Source organism: Rhizobium sp. CB3090, from assembly GCF_029714285.1.
Lineage (GTDB): Bacteria > Pseudomonadota > Alphaproteobacteria > Rhizobiales > Rhizobiaceae > Rhizobium.
The window spans coordinates 125,215-142,209 of sequence record NZ_CP121665.1; the positions used below are offsets into that span (position 1 = coordinate 125,215).

Here is a 16,995-nt window from a genome sequence, read left to right on the forward strand (position 1 = left end):
TGCGGTACTTGCTATGCTCGTTCAGCTCGCCGTCGTCTTTTCTGACTACTACTGGAATGTCGGAGAGCTTTCCCGGCTTTTTGTCGAGCAAGAGACTGACCGCCTCGCCTCCGGTATCGGCAATATTGGTGGGGAACCAGCCTATCAGCTCCCCGCAGGACTGAAGGATAGATATGGAAAGCCCGATACGGGCTATGTCGCACGCATCCGCAATGCCGATGGGCGGGTAATCTTCGCATCGTGTGACAATGAATGCGAACGGCATTTTTTGCCCGCCGACATCAGGCCGCCCGACTTCTGGCTCAGGACCGTGACGCCCGGCAAGCCCTTGACGCTGGTCGGAGGGCGTGCGTTCGCCATCAATGGCAAAAACTATTTCGTCGACGTCGCATCGATGGGAGATCCAGAAAATGTCGTCTCCAACGTCTTCTGGAACGAGGTACGAGAACATATGATCGTGCCGATGAGCATACTTCTGGTCCTGGTTCTGGGCGCCACGCTTCTTTCAGTTCACTGGGCGTTGCGGCCTGTCCATGCGGCGGCCATTGCGGCGGATGCCATCGACCCGATGGATGCTCGATCTCATCTCTCTGTAAAGGGCATGCCGCTCGAGATTGCGCATCTGGCCGAGGCGGTGAATAGGGCGTTTCAACGTGTCGGCGAGCTTATGAAATCGCAAAAGCTGCTGACGACGGGCATTGCACATGAAGTTCGCACGCCGCTCGCGGCAATCAAGCTCGAACTCAGCCGAATTGATCATCTTCGAGCGCGCAAAGCGGAAGCCGATCTCGATGAGCTGGCGGCTTTCGTTGGCCAGTTGACCGCGCTTGCCCGTCTCGACAGTTTCGACCATGGCATGTTCGCGAATGTGGACCTCGCGCAGATCTGCACCGAAGTTGTCGAACAGCTTGCCCCATGGGTCTATCAGAACAACCACACTCTGGAACTGCAGGTTCAGACGGAAACAACCATCGTCCTTGGTGTAGAAACTCTCTTGAAAGATAGTATCCGCAATCTCATCGAGAACGCAGTGAAGCACACCCCGACTGGCACCGATATCATCGTACGTGTCATCGCCCGGGGGGTTCAGGTCGAAGATCTAAGTCTCGCAAACTGCTCCAAGGATCGCCAGCTTCCCGAACACGGCGATGGGCTGGGCATTGGTCTGAAGATCGTGCAACGGATCGCCGCCCTGCACGGGGCCACCTTCAAGCAGCAACAGAGTCGTACCGGTCGGCTTGCCGAGATCACGTTTTCCAAAACCGCGCCGTACCGCGCGCCAGAAACATGGTAGAGAGCAGATCATGCGTGTTTTGCTCGTTGAGGACAACGCCAAGCTTGCTGCCGTGACGAGCGATGCCATGCGCGCGCATGGCTTTACCATCGACAACGTCAATACGGCGCTCGATGCCGAGGAAGCTGCCGCCACGGTCGACTACGACGCCATAGTACTCGATCTGGGCCTTCCTGATCGCGATGGTCTGACGCTGATCGAGCCCCTTAGGAGGATTTCCCCGTCAACGCCCTTGCTCATTCTGACGGCACGCGACGCGTCGAGCTCCATTATCGATGCTCTCGATCGGGGCGCGGACGACTATCTCTGCAAGCCTTTTGTGATGGGCGTTCTGGTCTCGCGGCTGCGTGCCGTCATGCGTCGCGGCCAACCACGATATGGCACGGTGCTCCAACTCGGCAATGTGGCGCTTGACCCGACCCAGCATGCCGCCTCGGTCGGAGGTGCCGAGCTGCAACTCAGTCGTCGAGAATTTGCAGCGCTCCATCTTTTCCTCCGGCGTCCCAACCACGTTTTGTCAAAAGCGGAGGTGGAAGAGGCTCTTTACGGATACGGAGACGAGGTAAGCTCCAATGCGATCGAAGTGCTGATCCACCGGCTACGAAAGAAGCTTCTGGGTGCGAGTTCGACGGCTGATATTCACAACATGCGCGGTATCGGCTACATGCTGACGGAAAAGCGTCCATGAAAAGGGCGCGATTTACACTGCTAAGGCGGCTTGTCTTGGCGATGTCGATCGTCGCAATGGTTGCCATTGCTGCCAGCGTGCTCTTCCTTTATATGCGCTTCAAGTCCTCGAATGACGAGTTCCGAGAAGAAACGCTTTCGACCTTTGCCAAGGACCTGCGCAAGGAGTTGTTGACCGATCCAGCTCTGACCGGGATCCATGCTACAGCGCTTAAGATGCGCATCAAAGAATTGCGTGGTGAATATGCCGTCATCGGAGCGGACGGGAACATTCTTGATTCTTCAGGTCTGGAGCAGTCGCTCATTCCGCTCCTTGGCCATAGGACAAAATATTTTCAGCTCCCGGCCTCCAATGGACGAAAAGCCCTTTTCGGCATGACGCTGCCGATCGGCGACAATTCAGCCGCCGGCTTCATACAGGTCGCCTTTCCGCGAGACCGTGTCATATTCGATTCCGTTCTCGAGGAGTTCGTCGCCGATATCGCCTGGATCTGGATACCCTTTGTCCTCGTGCTGCTGGCTACGAACGTCGCCGTACTTGCTGTTGCGCTGAGGCCACTCAGCACAGCAGCCCAGGAAGCAATGACGATCGGCCCGTCGAGCATCGCGAAGCGATTGACCGAGGCCAAAATGCCCGAGGATGTATTGGCGCTGATCAGATCGGTCAACGGAGCACTGGACCGCCTGCAAGCGGGGTTTCTATCGCTGGAGCAATTCTCCGGTCAGCTCGCACACGAACTCCGAACGCCTCTGGCGATCGCCAAGGCTCGGCTCTCCCTGTCTCAAGACGATACCGCACGCGCGGTCGAAAGGGATTTCGACGACATTGAGCGCGTCATCACACAACTCGTCGATCGTGTGAGGATCAAAACCCTTCACTACGAGTCGGACGATGTGGTAGACCTCTGCGATGTGGCCGCTGATGTCGCGCGCTACCTGGCACCCATGATCATTGATGCAGGGCACAATATCGAGCTGCGGACTAAAAACACGCCGGTCTTCATCACTGGCGCCGCCGATTACATCTTCCGGGCTCTGCGCAATCTCGTAGAGAACGCCATGCACCATAGTCCTGCGGAAGGTCTGATTACTATCGTGGTTTTCGAAACCGGGATCAGCGTGACCGACGAAGGACCCGGTTTTCCCGAATGGCGACTGGCCGACGTCGCTATTCAGGAAGGCAAAAGTGACCGAAAAGATGGCCTTGGGCTTGGCCTCTCCATAGTCGCGGAAACCATGGCCGCACATGGCGGAAGGTTGAAATTGGAAAATCTCCCCGGCGGCGGAGCTTCGGCAACAATGGAGTTCCATTCACGGCCTTCGGCGTTGCCCGGCTGAACCATTTTCGATCAGCCATACACTTGCCGAAAACCGTGACCACAAATGTCCCGAATGTATGTCTCTAGCCAATTGTCATTCGCCGAAGGACGTCTGTCTTCCAATAAAACTGGTGAGCCAGAGCACCAGCGACATGAGCAATGATTAAGGCCCATAGCAAGACCTTCAGGATACCCGCATGTACAGAGCCTATGGCCTCAATACCAAAGTAGTAGGCCGCAATGCCGGATAATGGCATGGCAAAGAGCAACACATACAGCGCGACATGGGCTAATCGGGCCGCGATCCGAAATAGCGCGGGTTCGCCTGCAGTCTCCTCGGGCACTCCTTGCGTGTAACGAATGCCCAAACGTACCAGCGCAAGCACCAGTATAATAATTCCAACATAGGCATGAACGTTTGCGGCCGAAACATCATCGGGCGATGGGCTCTCACCGCGTCGCACGATGCGATGCCACGCGTTCATATCGTCGGGGAACAGAAGGTTGAAGAAAACCAGCAACGCTATGGTCCAATGAAGGACACGTTGTAACGGGCTATATTTCGAACGTATCGGCTGCGTCATAGATTGTCCTCAATGGCTTCACAACTCATTGGGTATAGGATGCTTGTTGGAACTGACAATCATGTGAATTACAGCAGCCGTGTTTCTACGCAAGCTAGGTGCCTTCCGAATACCTACCGCGTTGGGCCAAACAGTCAGGCCGTGGCCGTTCCCGGTAAAGGTTCGAATTCGCGGACATCCTTCTTTGTCACCCGGAGCAGAACGCTCGCGTGACCGCGGGATGATATTAGTCGCGCATCGCAATTCGAGGCCCTACTCACACGCTCTGGCGATCGATCAAATACGAGGAGATCCATCTCCATGCCTATAAGACCGTGTCCGAGGCCCCGCGCTGGCATCGGCCGCTCTCTGACGGAGTTTCGGCAACAACGGAGTTCCGTCCGCTGCCTTCGATTTTGCCCGGTTAAGATGTTTCACACGTTGCTTCTCTTGCAGCTCCTCCACTCCTTCAGCTTGGAAGTGCCGAAAACGGAAAAGAACGACGCTTTGAACTTGATCTTCCTCAAAGCAGGACGCTGACGGCCAGCATAATATCGGTCATTACGCGGGGAGATGCGATGACGGATCCTATCCTACATTTTCATGGCGCAGCGGGCGGCGTTACCGGCTCTTGTTTCGTTCTGGAGCATAATGGCTTTCGAACCATGTTCGATTGCGGCATGTTCCAGGGCTCAAAAACGGAAAAAGAGCTGAACTACCGGCCATTCCCGTTTGAACCTTCGTCAATTCATTCAGTTATCCTGACCCATGCCCATATCGACCATTCGGGCCTTCTGCCGAAGCTTGTCAAAGCGGGTTTCGATGGTCCGATCTATTGCACTGCCGCCACGGTCGACCTCTGCACAATTATGCTGCAAGACAGCGGACACATTCAGGAAATGGAGGTCGAACAGCTCAATCGACGAAACCGTCATCGCTCACATGCTGCGATAGAACCAATTTACACGGTCGCCGATGCGCGCGCCGCCATGACGCAGTTCCGCGCCGTCTCTTACAAAGAATGGCAAGAGGGACAGGGTGGGCTTCGGTTTCGCTTCTGGGATGCGGGTCACCTGCTGGGTTCATCTTCGGTCGAAGTCGAACTAACCGCTGACGACGGCCCGATCCGCATCCTCTTTTCCGGCGACGTTGGCCCTGAGCACAAATTGTTGGAATATCCCCCGGATGCGCCTCACAATCTCGATTACGTTATCTGCGAAAGCACTTATGGCGACCGAGAACGTGATGAAGCTTCACAAGAAGGCCGACGGCAGCAACTTCGAGAGATCGTCAGTCGGGCCTATCATCCTAATGGCGCCCTCCTTATTCCGTCCTTCGCTGTCGAGCGTACGCAGGAGCTCCTCGCCGATCTCTATGCACTGATGGAGACAGGCAAGTTGCCGCGTACTCCGATCATCATCGATTCTCCGCTGGCATCGCGGGCAACCGCTATCTTTAAGCGTCATGCTCCATCGCTTCCCAACGGTGAACTACTTCAGAAAGCGCTGAACTCACAAAATATACGCTTCACGGAGAGCGCCGAGCAGTCGAAGGCAATCGATCTCATTCACGGGTTTTATATCGTCATCGCCGCGAGTGGCATGTGCGAGGCCGGCCGTATCCGGCATCGTTTGAAAAATTGGCTGTGGCGTGATGAGGGCACTGTCTTGCTTGTCGGGTTCCAGGCTGAAGGAACCTTGGGGCGCATACTTCAGGATGGTGCACGCACGGTAAAGATACAGGGCGAGGAAATCGTCGTGCGGGCCGCGATCAAATCGCTGGAAGCCTATAGCGGCCACGCCGATGCAACCGAACTGGTGGATTGGATTACGGGGCGGGAGCCGATCCGATCAGGATTGTTCCTCGTCCATGGCGAGCCGGCGGCGATCGATCAATTGAAGAGCCGACTATCTGGACGAGCATCCGTGCCAACCATCTTTAGACCCGCGCTTGACAGTGGATATCGCCTTACGAAATCCGGTGCCGTCGAACTCGGCGCTGCCGCACCTCCGCCGCGTCTGACGGCGGACGAGGTTGGGCATCGCGATTGGCATAATGATTATCAATCCGTCATTTTGGATCTTGAGGAGAAGCTACGCCAGGCTGCCGACCAAAAGAGACGCGCCGTCATTCTACGCAGAATCAAAAGAGCGCTTCAAGACGACGCCGTCTAAGGCAAGGCAGGGGGATGAACTATGTTGACAACAATCCGGGATTGCCGAAGAAGCGGAGAATGCTTTGCCATTCCGACGATCGGAGAAATCGAAGGAGCCGGTCCATGTCACCTGACGCTCGTTGCAAGAACCATGCTTCCCATATGAGAATATCATGCCCAAGCCACTACTCTGGCTTCAGCACGGCTGCGCCGCTCACTCGGCCCGCCCGCAAGTCGGCAACGGCCGCGTTGGCTTCGGCAAGGGGATAAACGCTCGTATGCGTCTTGACCATCGCCTCGCGAGCAATCGGGAAGAATTCACGGGCGTCCTGACGCGTAAGGTTTGCGACGGATATGATGCTTCGCTCCTCCCACAGCAGGCGGTAGGGCATTGTTGGGATATCGCTCATGTGAATGCCGCCGCAGACCACGCGCCCGCCTTTTCGGATCGCCTTCAACGCAGCAGGAACGAGCTCGCCGACGGGAGCGAAGATGATTGCCGCATCGAGGAGCACCGGAGGCGATTGATCGGAACCGCCTGCCCACTTCACGCCGAGACTAAGCGCGAACTGCTTGGCAGTGTCATCTCCGGGTCGTGAAAACGCATAGACTTCTTTTCCTTGCCACCGGCAAACTTGGCAGATGATATGCGCGGCCGCGCCAAAGCCATAGAGTCCAATGCGCTTCGCATCGCCAGCTTGCTTCAGCGAGCGCCAGCCAATGAGACCTGCGCACATCAACGGAGCCAGAGCGACGGGATCGGCCTCCTCATCGAGGTCGAAGGCGAAATCAGCATCCGCGACCGTATGGGTGGCAAAGCCGCCATCACGGGTGTAGCCCGTAAATAAGGGCTCGTCGCAGAGATTCTCCTGCCCCCTCAGGCAGAAAGAACACTCGCCGCAAGAATGGCCAAGCCAGGGCACGCCGACCCTTCGCCCTATCCTTGCTGGAGACACGTTTTTCCCAACCCCTTCGACAATGCCGACGATTTCATGGCCGGGAATGAGCGGAAGTTTAGGGTTGGGCAGATCGCCGTCAAACACATGCAAATCCGTTCTACAGATAGCACAAGCCTCGACACTCACCAAAAGCTCGTCCTTTCCGGGCACAGGATCCGGCCGTTCCATCATGCGCAACGGTGCGCCAACCTTTTCCATCACCATTGCCCGCATGGACTGTCTCCCTGAAGCTAAGTTCCTGTTTAATGAGGGGTGTCGGATCCTTTCCAATTCCGTCGATGTCGGTACCGGTGAGCTTCTCGGAGCGACGCTCACCAATAACCCATGACTCGGAAAGCATCATGTCGAGCTTGGCGAGCCCTTTCGGATTCAGCCGATGTTCGAGCAGTTTGAAAAACTCCTCCAACACCTTTTTAGCATCAAATTCGACCTGTTTCAGGCGTTTGGAAACTTCAACGGTCAGATCAGCTCGAGCTTGAGCGCGCTTCGCATCGGTCGGATGCCAATTCTCGTAGAATAGGCCGCGGAGGAGCACCGGCAAATGATTGGCAAGATCAACGCCCTCCTGCAGCGAGAGGCAATCACGGACGGCATGCAAAACCGACCGCAGTACGTCGTAAGCCTGCCGCAGTTCGCAATGAAGCTGTTCCGCAAGCTCCGCCACCCAAACTTCCGCCTGTCGAGCAGCATCCGGGAACGTTTGAGACGGGATATACGTCATGCTGGCCACTCCCTTGTTGGGGCTATCGAGCCGCAACAGGCGTCCGATCACTGCTCTCGATCGATCTCCAAGCGATATGCAACCGCCGGAGATGCGACGCCTGCGCGCCTCCGGCTATTGGTGCATAAATGCCTGCATCTCCTCGATCGTGACTTTACCGTCCTTGTTGGCATCCACGAGATCGAAGATGCGCTTGTGGATCGCCATCACTTCGTCGAAGGAAAGCGCGCCATCGCCATTGGTATCGGCGATCGCAAACATGATCTGCATCATGTGCCCTCGCATGGCCATCGGCATGCCTGACATCATGCCGGGCCTCATCATGTTCATCCCCATCATTCCGCGCGGCATCGTGCCATATCCACAAGGCGCGGTTCCCTCACTCTGCGCCATGCCGTCCGTCATATCGGGCGACGTCTGTCCGAACGCCAGATCTGCTCCCGAGAATGCGATCACAGCAGCAAGTATGGCTGCATGTCGTTGTTTTACCGATAACATTTCTTTCTCCTTCTCGTTTCGCCCTCATGTATTTGAACCTCTTCGGAATGGGCTTTATGTGCTGTTCCGACGATGCACCTGCGACACCTCACCGATGCCTTTCGAGGTAATTTTGGCCACTGCGTCGGCCGTCACACGGCGGGACGATGGCGGGGCAATGGCACGCCGCCGAGATCGCATGCGGCAAAGCCAACATCACTGACGCAACTATCCCTCAATCCATTCATTTTGACTTTGACCAAGATCAAAGCGTCACGACTGTAACCACCTCATCATGGGATCGGGGTGCGCCCACCCCGGCTACGACCATGGCCGCTTCAGAGAATGGATCTTTGGAGGCGCCACGCGTTCTCTGCTTCACAATTCCTGCGTAAATCTCTTTCTCTCGAATTGAAAAAGCATCGCCTCCGATCCGATTGGCACGCAAGCCAGTATCGGTCCACGTTTTGATTGGGATCAATGCCCAACCGGGCGCCTGCGCGTAGGTTGCCGACATGGAGGTGACGTCATGGCGCATAAACAAGTTTTGTTTCGCTCGGCCGCGCGAGAGAAAATCCTTAGAGGCACTACCCAACTCGCCGACGCGGTGCGTGTTACGCTTGGCCCGCGATCGAAGGCCGTCCTCATCGAGAAAAAATGGGGAACTCCGCTCGTCTGCAATGACGGCGTCACAATTGCGAAGGAGTTCGACCTCAAGGATCCCGAAGAAAATCTCGGTGCGCGCATGCTCCGCCAGGCTGCTGAAAAAACCGGCGACATCGTCGGAGATGGAACCAGCACGGCAACGGTTTTGGCTCAGGCCATCTTCTCCGACGGGTTGCGCAATGTCGTGGCCGGCGCCAGTGCCATCGAAATCAAACGTGGCCTGGATCGAGCGCTCGCATGCGCCGTCGGCCTGCTCAAACAAAACAGCAGACCGGTCACCGACAAGCGCGAAAAAGTGCAAGTCGCAACGATCTCAGCACATAACGATGCGCAGATCGGCACCTTGATTGGCGATGCAATGGAAAGAATTGGTGATGACGGCGTCATCACGGTCGAGGAATCCAAGACAACGGAAACCGTGCTCGAAGTCGTCAAGGGCATGCAATTCGATCGCGGTTTTCTGTCGCCCTATTTCGTGACCGATAGCGAACGCATGGAAATCGTCTTGGAGGAAGCCGCGATCCTTCTTGTCGACCGCAAGCTCAACGCGCTCAACGATTGCGTTGCCCTGCTCGAATCCATTGCAAAAGCGAGCATGCCTTTGCTGGTCGTTGCCGAGGATGTCGAAGGAGAAGCTCTAGCGACACTGATCGTCAACCAGATCCGCGGCACATTTCGCAATTGCGCGGTCAAGGCACCCGGTTTCGGAGATCGGCGAAAGGCGATGCTGCAGGATATCGCGATCGTGACAGGTGGACAGGTTCTGTCGGAAGACCTCGGCATCAAGCTCGAGGCGGTAACGCTCGACCAGCTCGGTCATGCGGCCCGGGTGGTTATCACGAAGGACACGACCACCATTGTCGGTGGTGCAGGTGACAAGAAAGCGATTGCGGCGCGCATCGATCAGCTTCGCCGCGAAATTGACGAGACCTCAAGCGATTACGACAAGGAAAAATTGAGGGAGCGCCTGGCAAAGCTATCGGGCGGGATCGCGGTCATAAGAGTCGGTGCGGCCACCGAGGCGGAAATGAAAACCAAGAAAGAGGCCCTCGATGACGCCATCAATGCGACCAAAGCAGCGGTCGCCGAGGGCATATTGCCGGGAGGTGGTCTGGGTCTGCTGCGCTGTGCAGAGGCAATCGCCACCGAAGAGGAGCGTTGCGAAGGCGACGAGCGGACGGGCGTACAGATATTAAAGCGTGCCCTGGAGGTACCGATCCGTCAGATAGCGGAAAACTCCTCGACCGATGGAGGCGTCGTTGTGGCGAAAGTCTTGGAGGGCAATGGCACGTTTGGCTACGATGCGGAGAAGAAGGTCTATACCGACATGTTTGCCGCAGGCATTGTCGATCCCACGAAGGTCGTCCGGGTCGCGCTCGAAAATGCCGTCTCAGTAGCCAGTGTCTTGCTGCTTACAGAAGCGACGATGACGGAAATACCCGATGATGCGAAGGAAAGCGCCGTTCATCCCGAAGCCGCTCTATAGGTCGAACAAAGCGAACACTGAATGGGCCGCCTCAGACGCCAAACAACAGGTTCTGAAAGATAGGCACATTTCAGCCGATCAAATGCTTCGCTTCATTCATACATTGACCAGCATCAATGCTGCAGGGACCATATCGTGGAAATCTGTAGTCGTCGTTGTTGCTGAAGGAGGAAATAGCAATGCATGTTTCCGAGGCGATGCACAAAGAGGTTCGGTCAGTTGCGCCGACGATGCCGGTCAAGGACCTCGCGAAAATCATGAAGACTGAAGACATCGGAGCAATTCCCGTTGTCGAAGACGACCGGATGATCGGCATGATCACCGATCGGGATCTGGCTTTGCGCGCCCTCGCAGATGGGCACGACATATCAATGCTTACAGCGCGCGAAGTGATGTCGCCTGGCGCGACATTCTGTCATGCTACCGATCGGATTGAAGAGGCCGTGCACATGATGGAGAAACCATAAAATCCGACGGCTGCCCGTGATGAACGCCAAAAACCGAATGGTTGGCATGCTGAGCATCGGCGAAATTTCGCATTGCGGCAGTAAACCTCTGACCGACCTTTTGATGAAATCCGTCAGCGAACATCACGCTTAAGGCGCATCAATGTGTTTTTAGGTCGTTCAACCTGTGTCGTGTAAACCTAAACTTCGAAGCCTTTTACTGCCGCGCAATCCGGCGCGGCAACAGGCTTATCATCTCTCCGTAATGCAAGGCTCTTTTGATGGAACGTCGACAGCTCAAGCAGGCGAACACAGTCGCCCCCGTTTGCGGGATCGGATGAGTTGGAGACATTAAAGCGTGTCGGGCGCCTTCCGCATCACGTAGCGGGCCGGACAGGGTGACTACGCGGCGCGGCGTGGTATGACCGACGCGTATGAAAAAGGTCTTTCACGAAAAACTGAAATCCAAGCGCTAGCCCTGACGACAGCAGTATGTCTCGATAAAATCAGAGGCTAGCCTTACGTCGGCTGTTGAGGTCACTATACCGATCGCTCTATCGAGCGCTGGAGTTCATAATTTTGATGATCCAACTCGCTTTTTGAGCGCAAGAACAGCACACTGAATACTGCAGCAATCATCAGAACTACAACGATCAAAAGTAGATGATCAAGCACCAGCCAGCGCAACCAGCGAAGAGAATCCTGTGCCTGTCTCATATGGCACCTCCGATGTCAGGGCCCGCGCGCGAGGTTCTGAGGCGGGTCGTAGGGGGCACGTATTCCGGATCACAATCTACGGCGGCCTTCGTTTTCTGCCCATGAGGGCACGCCTGGCGGGCGCTCCTCGGTACCCTGAAATATCGGTGCGCCTCCGAGCAACGCCCGGCTAGCGGTCGGCACGTTGGCGTTGCGGGGGAGTTCTTCATGGGCTTAATCCCAAATCCTGGGCAAGCATTTGTGAGTGGAGATATCCGACCACATCGTCATCGGAGAGCTGAGGAAAATGGTTGTAAAAGTCGCCGACGCCCCGGAAGAAGTGCGTCGTCTCCAGGCAGATGATTTCATCTGCGTCGTTTTTGAGCGCGGATATTGCCGAGAAGTGCGCGACGGGAACGGCAATGACGGTACGGCCAACGCCGTTCCCTTTGATCGCCGACAGGGCAGCTTCCATTGTCGAGCCGGTCGCCAAGCCATCGTCAACCAAAATAACAGTCTTGCCCCGTATGTCGCAGCGAGGCAGAACATCCTTAAATACAGCCTTTCTTCTGGCGATCTCCCGCAACTCTTCTTCAGCCGCAAACTGAAAGGCTTCTTCCGTGACGCGGACGCGTCGGATGACCGCCTCGTTCCTATAGATATGGGGATGGGTGCCATCCACAACCGCGCCCATAGCAACCTCCGGCGCGCAGGGAAGGCCGACTTTCCGCACAAAAACAATGTCCATGGGCGCGTGCAAAACTTTGGCAATTTCAAACGCCACCGGAACACCGCCTCTAGGCAGCCCGAGAACAACGACATGGCGATTGCGATAGTGACGGAGCACTTTTGCGAGCTTCCGCCCCGCTTCCGTTCGATCTTCAAACATGCTCCGATCTCCTAAGGGCTGGATGCAAATTTCTAACGGAAGGCAGTAGGGGTCATTGATATGCATCAAAACTAATATACCGCATCGGTGTTTGACGGCGATCAATGTCGGATGCCCGTCAATCGGCTTTGCTGTTCTCACTGCAGGCACATAACACGACTGCCAGCGGTTGAAGCGGTGAGGCCGGAGCCGGCGCCGCTCCATCTTTCAAACATGAGGAGAATGAAGATGGCCGATACAGCAACGAAGCTACCCGTCAAGACGGAAGAAAAACAACCCAGGACCCCGGACATCGGTTGGTCGCCCTTCGAGAGTTTGCGTACGGAAATCGATCGCCTATTCGATGATCTCACGCCCACGTTCTGGCACCGCCCATTCGGCCGCCTTTCGCTTGGCAAATCCTTCCCCTCAATCGCAGCACCCGCTGTCGATGTCGTGGAAAAGGAAAAGTCGTACGAAATCTCGGCCGAGTTGCCCGGCATCGAACCCAAGGACCTTGACGTACGCGTCGCCAATCACACGCTGACGATCAAAGGCGAAAAGCAGGAAACCAAGGAAGAGAAGGAAAAGGAATATTACCTTTCCGAACGCCGGTATGGATCCTACCAGCGCAGTTTCCAGCTACCCCAAAGCGTCGACGCATCCAAGATCGAAGCCTCGTTCAACAATGGCGTTTTGATAGTAACTCTTCCCAAGACTGCGGAAGCACAGAAAAACGAGCGGAAAGTCATCATCAAGGCAACGTGATGCCCACACAGGCAAAGCGCATCAGCGCTTTGCCTATTTTTCAAATGTCTCTGCGTTTTTGGGGACACTACAGCCGAGGCAAACGGCGTCTGCCGCATCGAACCGATTTGATTTATCACGAAGACAACCGTGACCATATGGAGCTGACCAACTGGACCGTTGGCCGAATGGCTTGTTTTGCGAATAGCGCTGCGATGATGCAGTCGTAGACATCAGAACGACATAGCTTTTCACGAATGGTAGGTCGCTCCATCTTTCTGTCTTCTCGCAATTCTGTACACAAGATCGCATTGCACTCACTGTCAAACTGCTTTGGGGGTGACGTGGCGTTACCGCCACGTCAGCGATTTTCAACCGATAGACAAGTGATTTTCAACTGCGGTGACCCCCGCTATCGACCAAGCCGCCTGTTCGGCTGCACTACGCTCCGTCCAGGCATGCACACCGCCTTCCAATACGACTCGCCCATCAACGACATTGACCCGGATGCGGCTGGCTTCAACTTCGGCGTAGCGTCGCAATGCGCCTTCAATCCGGCGCTTGATGTCGGAAGCCGCAGCAGCCGGGCGAATGGTCAGAAGGTTGGTGACTCCCACGACCCCGCCAAGCTTTTTTACAGCGTTTTCCGCCGCTATCCGTTGAAAATGCCACCGCACTTCACCTGAAAGCGTCACCCATCCACGCTGAACTTCGACATCGATGACCCCTTCGGGGAGCGCCGTGTCCCACTCGAGAATATCGAGTGCGCGGGCCGCGATTTCATCGTCGGCATGCTTTTTCCGCTCGGCATATCGAACTTCGATTTCCTGGGCGATGGCGCGCACACCTCTGACGCGTCTGACTGCTGCATCCGCGGCGGATTTCTCGGCATAGCTATTCACGTGTCCCGTTAGAGTGACGACACCATTTTCCACCGCGACGCCGATATTGGACGCATCGATACTGGGCTCGAACTCCAACTCGTCAAGCACATCCTGGCGTAAACTGAGATCATTCATCGCATCTCTCCAAATTGGTTGGATTTGCTGAGGTTGAACCTCAGCCTCAAATGATGATCTGTCTCGGCGTCGTGTCATTGCGCTCTGTCAATAACTTGGTATGACAAGAACCTCGGTGCGACAAATGTTGGCAAGTGCAGCATTACGAAGTGGCGGAAGCTGCATCGATCGCCTCGGATGTGCGCAATACAGCTTTGTCTGTTGATCGACAGTAGCCCGACAACCGCAGCCTTACCTGCAAAAAGGTCGCGTCATGAGGCGATGTCATGATCTCGAAGCCAGCTTTCCGGCACAAGGCCAGCATTTTGTGATTGTGGGCAAGAACCAAACCTCGCACCTCTTGTAATCCTTCGGCGCCCGCAAACTCCAGAAGCTGCCGCAAGAGAGCGGTTCCCAAGCCAATATGTTGGCAATCGCTTCGGACCAACAGACCGAAATCGCCCCACTCTCTGCTGACATCAGTGGCGAGCCGTGCGACACCGACGATCCCGCCGCCGCGATCGATCGCTATTAATGCCATCTCCCGTTCGTAATCGATATGGGTCATGCGAACGATCGCCGCCTGGGAGAGTTTTGCCTGTCCAAAGAACCGCATTCGCAAGTCGTCCCCCGCTGTCAACTCGAGCATGGCCGCATAGGCCTTGGCGTCCATGGGGCGGATTGGGCGGAAGACGAAGTCCTGACCGCCCACACTGATTTGTCTCGTCCATTCGCTCGGGTATGGCCTGATGACAAGGCTGCGGTTTGGCACCGCATCATGCAGCCGAGAAGGATCAATCTCTATGCGCGCATCGATCGCAATGGCGGTTTGATGTCCGACCGACAGCGGATTGATGTCGAACGCACGAACGAACGGGAAATCAACAGCCATTTGCGACAAAGCCAGGAGAACGCTTTTGACAATGTTCAGATTTGCGGGCCGGATGTGACGAAAGCCATGCAGCAGACGTTCTATTCGGGTTGCATTTATCAAATCGGTCGCCGAACCGTCGTCGAGCGGCGGCAAACCGACTGCGATATCATCCACCTGTTCGACGCCGATGCCCCCGGCGCCAAAGGCAATCGTTGGGCCGAAAACCTTGTCGACCGAGAGGCCGGCGAACAGCTCAAGACCATTGTCTATCTTGATCATCGGCTGGAGAACGAACCCCTCCACCTGATCAGCGAGCCCGGCGGCGGCCGCCGACGCCGCGATGGAGCGCGCGGCCCGACGGGCGCCGGCGCGCGTCGTGATGTCGAGCATTACGCCGCCGATATCGGATTTGTGCGTAATGGATCGTGATAGAAGCTTGACAACGATGGACGGATACCGGTGCAGCAACTCCGCAGCAACCTGCTCGACGGCGGCAACGTTTTTAGCGACGACGCATTCGGCAACAGGTATCTCGTAAAAGCCAAGGACGGCTTTCGCCTCGACTTCCGTCAGCATCGTTCGCGATTGCTTTGCCACTTCCTCGAAAACACGCATCGCCCCGTCGCGATCGAACCGGAGCGGCGTAGTGGTCGCGACGTGGGTCAATTGTTCCTGCCGTCGTCCCCATTGTCCAAGAACATGCAGTGCCGTGATCGCATCTTCGGGCAAGCCATAGTCCGGGATGCCGGCGTTGCACAGGATTTGCCGGCCTTCGCGACTTGCGCTGCCGCCGAGCAGACAGCTCAACAGACGTTTGTGCGGCCAGTCGGGTGCCTGCACCGTCGAGATGATCGCCGACGCGACCTCTGCCGGCGGCGCGGCCTGTACCGGGCAATACAAAGCCAGCACCACGTCAACCGCCGGATCGAGCGCGACCGCATGAATGGCCGCGGCGATCCGATCGGGCGATGCATCCCCTAGAACATCGACCGGATTGCTTTTCGACCAGCCATTGGGAAACAGGTCATCGAGGCTTGCCATCGTCCGATCCGCCAATGGCGCCAAGGCCTCACCGTGATCGAGGAGACCGTCGACGGCAAGAACCCCTGCTCCACCGCCATTCGTTACAATTCCCACCCGGGCCGACGTAAGTGGCGGCACCTTGGCCGTGATCTCCGCGGCAGCGAATAATTCTGAGAGCGCAGTGACCCGAACAATGCCGGCGCGTTTCAGGATCGCATCGATAACGCGCGGCTCTCCTGTGAGCGCGCCGGTATGGGTTGCGGCCGCCTTTGCCGCTGCCTTATGCCGGCCGGGAACAATAGCTATCAACGGCTTCAGCCGGCCCGCCGCCCGGGCTGCGGAGACAAACTTCCTCGGGTTGACGATCGATTCGAGATAGATGATGATCGCAGACGTTTCGTGGTCTCCCGCCAGGAGATCGATCCCGTCGCCGATGTCGACATCGATCATGTCGCCGAGCGACAGTACCTGAGAAAAGCCGATGCCGCGTTCGCTTGCCCAATCGAGAAGCGAACTGACAATCGCACCGGATTGAGACAGCAGCCCAATCTTGCCAGGGCTTGCGCCCGTGAGCACGAAGCTGGCGTTCAATTTCGACCCCGGAAGGATCAGGCCGACTACATTCGGTCCGAATATCCGCAGGCCGTAAGGCTTGCTGGCGGCGAGCGCCGCCTCCTTCAGACCGTTTTCTGTCGTCAATCCAGCACTTGCGACGACGGCAATTTTCGTTCCCTTCTCCCCGAGTTCGCGCAGAATGGATGGTACGGTCGGGGCCGGTGTTGCGACCACAGCAATGTCTGGAGTGTCGGGTAGCTCAGACACGCGTACATAACATTTGCGTTGCAGAATCTGCTGGTGTTTTGGATTGACGGGCCAGACCTCCCCTATAAAGCCGCCATCAATCACGTTCTGCAGTATTTTCGTACCGATGGCACCGGCCCGGTTCGAGGCGCCAATGACGGCCACCGACCTGGGACGGAAAAGAGGCGCGAGATTCTTGATGGACATCCCAACGC

The 16,995-nt window shown here is 56.4% G+C and carries 14 protein-coding genes and 1 pseudogene; 7 read left to right on the plus strand and 8 right to left on the minus strand.

Annotated features, from left to right (window positions below; translation table 11 throughout):
* Window positions 1-13 precede the first annotated feature (13 nt).
* From QA646_RS30055 to QA646_RS30065, 3 genes are read left to right on the plus strand one after another with little or no spacing between them, the layout of a single operon-like run.
* Entirely contained in the window at window positions 14-1,294 is a 1,281-nt protein-coding gene (locus QA646_RS30055) for an ATP-binding protein (RefSeq protein WP_283061241.1), read from the plus strand.
* A 10-nt stretch (window positions 1,295-1,304) separates the two neighbouring features.
* Window positions 1,305-1,982, plus strand: a complete 678-nt coding sequence (locus tag QA646_RS30060) for a response regulator transcription factor (protein ID WP_283061045.1) — start codon at window positions 1,305-1,307, stop codon at window positions 1,980-1,982.
* Window positions 1,979-3,319, plus strand: a complete 1,341-nt coding sequence (locus QA646_RS30065; RefSeq protein WP_283061046.1) for an ATP-binding protein — start codon at window positions 1,979-1,981, stop codon at window positions 3,317-3,319. The genes QA646_RS30060 and QA646_RS30065 overlap by 4 nt, the downstream gene beginning before the upstream one ends.
* Window positions 3,320-3,383: 64 nt before the next feature.
* On the opposite strand, the gene QA646_RS30070 is transcribed toward QA646_RS30065, so the two are convergent.
* On the minus strand, window positions 3,384-3,884 hold the full coding sequence (locus tag QA646_RS30070; protein WP_283061047.1) for a cytochrome b: 501 nt from the start codon (window positions 3,882-3,884) through the stop codon (window positions 3,384-3,386).
* Window positions 3,885-4,441: 557 nt separating this feature from the next.
* On the opposite strand from QA646_RS30070, the gene QA646_RS30075 reads away from it, so the two are divergent.
* Window positions 4,442-6,037: an MBL fold metallo-hydrolase gene (locus QA646_RS30075; protein ID WP_283061048.1), complete on the plus strand. Its 1,596-nt coding sequence runs from the start codon at window positions 4,442-4,444 to the stop codon at window positions 6,035-6,037.
* 166 nt (window positions 6,038-6,203) lie between these two features.
* On the opposite strand, the gene QA646_RS30080 is transcribed toward QA646_RS30075, so the two are convergent.
* The 3 genes from QA646_RS30080 to QA646_RS30090 form a co-directional block, all read right to left on the minus strand.
* A complete protein-coding gene (locus QA646_RS30080; protein WP_283061049.1) occupies window positions 6,204-7,190 on the minus strand; it encodes a zinc-dependent alcohol dehydrogenase family protein in 987 nt (328 codons plus the stop codon).
* On the minus strand, window positions 7,075-7,698 hold the full coding sequence (locus QA646_RS30085) for a DUF2267 domain-containing protein (protein ID WP_283061050.1): 624 nt from the start codon (window positions 7,696-7,698) through the stop codon (window positions 7,075-7,077). Before QA646_RS30085 ends, QA646_RS30080 begins: the two co-directional genes overlap by 116 nt.
* 114 nt (window positions 7,699-7,812) lie before the next feature.
* Complete coding sequence (locus QA646_RS30090) at window positions 7,813-8,196, minus strand: EF-hand domain-containing protein (RefSeq protein ID WP_283061051.1); 384 nt, start codon at window positions 8,194-8,196, stop codon at window positions 7,813-7,815.
* Window positions 8,197-8,704: 508 nt separating this feature from the next.
* Here QA646_RS30090 and groL point away from each other — a divergent pair.
* On the plus strand, window positions 8,705-10,327 hold the full coding sequence (gene groL / locus QA646_RS30095; RefSeq protein ID WP_283061052.1) for a chaperonin GroEL: 1,623 nt from the start codon (window positions 8,705-8,707) through the stop codon (window positions 10,325-10,327).
* Between the two features lie 179 nt (window positions 10,328-10,506).
* Window positions 10,507-10,927, plus strand: a pseudogene (locus tag QA646_RS30100) (CBS domain-containing protein).
* A gap of 386 nt (window positions 10,928-11,313) precedes the next feature.
* Here the strand turns inward: QA646_RS30100 and QA646_RS30105 are convergent.
* Window positions 11,314-11,490 carry a hypothetical protein gene (locus QA646_RS30105; protein ID WP_283061053.1) on the minus strand — a complete coding sequence of 59 codons (177 nt, stop codon included), beginning with the start codon at window positions 11,488-11,490 and terminating at the stop codon, window positions 11,314-11,316.
* Window positions 11,491-11,695: 205 nt separating this feature from the next.
* Window positions 11,696-12,358 carry a phosphoribosyltransferase family protein gene (locus QA646_RS30110; protein ID WP_283061054.1) on the minus strand — a complete coding sequence of 221 codons (663 nt, stop codon included), beginning with the start codon at window positions 12,356-12,358 and terminating at the stop codon, window positions 11,696-11,698.
* Window positions 12,359-12,586: 228 nt separating this feature from the next.
* Between QA646_RS30110 and QA646_RS30115 the strand changes: the two genes are divergently transcribed.
* The gene (locus tag QA646_RS30115) at window positions 12,587-13,105 is read left to right on the plus strand and encodes an Hsp20/alpha crystallin family protein (RefSeq protein ID WP_283061055.1); all 519 of its coding nucleotides are present in this window, start codon (window positions 12,587-12,589) and stop codon (window positions 13,103-13,105) included.
* A 350-nt stretch (window positions 13,106-13,455) separates the two neighbouring features.
* Here QA646_RS30115 and QA646_RS30120 read toward each other — a convergent pair whose 3' ends face one another.
* On the minus strand, window positions 13,456-14,103 hold the full coding sequence (locus QA646_RS30120) for a BON domain-containing protein (RefSeq protein WP_283061056.1): 648 nt from the start codon (window positions 14,101-14,103) through the stop codon (window positions 13,456-13,458).
* A 142-nt stretch (window positions 14,104-14,245) separates the two neighbouring features.
* The gene (locus QA646_RS30125; RefSeq protein WP_283061057.1) at window positions 14,246-16,987 is read right to left on the minus strand and encodes a bifunctional acetate--CoA ligase family protein/GNAT family N-acetyltransferase; all 2,742 of its coding nucleotides are present in this window, start codon (window positions 16,985-16,987) and stop codon (window positions 14,246-14,248) included.
* Window positions 16,988-16,995 lie beyond the last annotated feature (8 nt).

Excerpts from the sequence above, each read along its gene's own strand:
- QA646_RS30060 (WP_283061045.1), top strand. The coding sequence starts at position 1,305 with ATGCGTGTTTTGCTCGTTGAGGACAACGCCAAGCTTGCTGCCGTGACG.
- groL (WP_283061052.1), top strand. The coding sequence starts at position 8,705 with ATGGCGCATAAACAAGTTTTGTTTCGCTCGGCCGCGCGAGAGAAAATC.
- QA646_RS30115 (WP_283061055.1), top strand. The coding sequence starts at position 12,587 with ATGGCCGATACAGCAACGAAGCTACCCGTCAAGACGGAAGAAAAACAA.
- QA646_RS30125 (WP_283061057.1), bottom strand. The coding sequence starts at position 16,987 with ATGTCCATCAAGAATCTCGCGCCTCTTTTCCGTCCCAGGTCGGTGGCC.
- QA646_RS30070 (WP_283061047.1), bottom strand. The coding sequence starts at position 3,884 with ATGACGCAGCCGATACGTTCGAAATATAGCCCGTTACAACGTGTCCTT.
- QA646_RS30075 (WP_283061048.1), top strand. The coding sequence starts at position 4,442 with ATGACGGATCCTATCCTACATTTTCATGGCGCAGCGGGCGGCGTTACC.
- QA646_RS30120 (WP_283061056.1), bottom strand. The coding sequence starts at position 14,103 with ATGAATGATCTCAGTTTACGCCAGGATGTGCTTGACGAGTTGGAGTTC.
- QA646_RS30065 (WP_283061046.1), top strand. The coding sequence starts at position 1,979 with ATGAAAAGGGCGCGATTTACACTGCTAAGGCGGCTTGTCTTGGCGATG.
- QA646_RS30055 (WP_283061241.1), top strand. The coding sequence starts at position 14 with ATGCTCGTTCAGCTCGCCGTCGTCTTTTCTGACTACTACTGGAATGTC.
- QA646_RS30090 (WP_283061051.1), bottom strand. The coding sequence starts at position 8,196 with ATGTTATCGGTAAAACAACGACATGCAGCCATACTTGCTGCTGTGATC.
- QA646_RS30110 (WP_283061054.1), bottom strand. The coding sequence starts at position 12,358 with ATGTTTGAAGATCGAACGGAAGCGGGGCGGAAGCTCGCAAAAGTGCTC.
- QA646_RS30105 (WP_283061053.1), bottom strand. The coding sequence starts at position 11,490 with ATGAGACAGGCACAGGATTCTCTTCGCTGGTTGCGCTGGCTGGTGCTT.
- QA646_RS30085 (WP_283061050.1), bottom strand. The coding sequence starts at position 7,698 with ATGACGTATATCCCGTCTCAAACGTTCCCGGATGCTGCTCGACAGGCG.
- QA646_RS30080 (WP_283061049.1), bottom strand. The coding sequence starts at position 7,190 with ATGCGGGCAATGGTGATGGAAAAGGTTGGCGCACCGTTGCGCATGATG.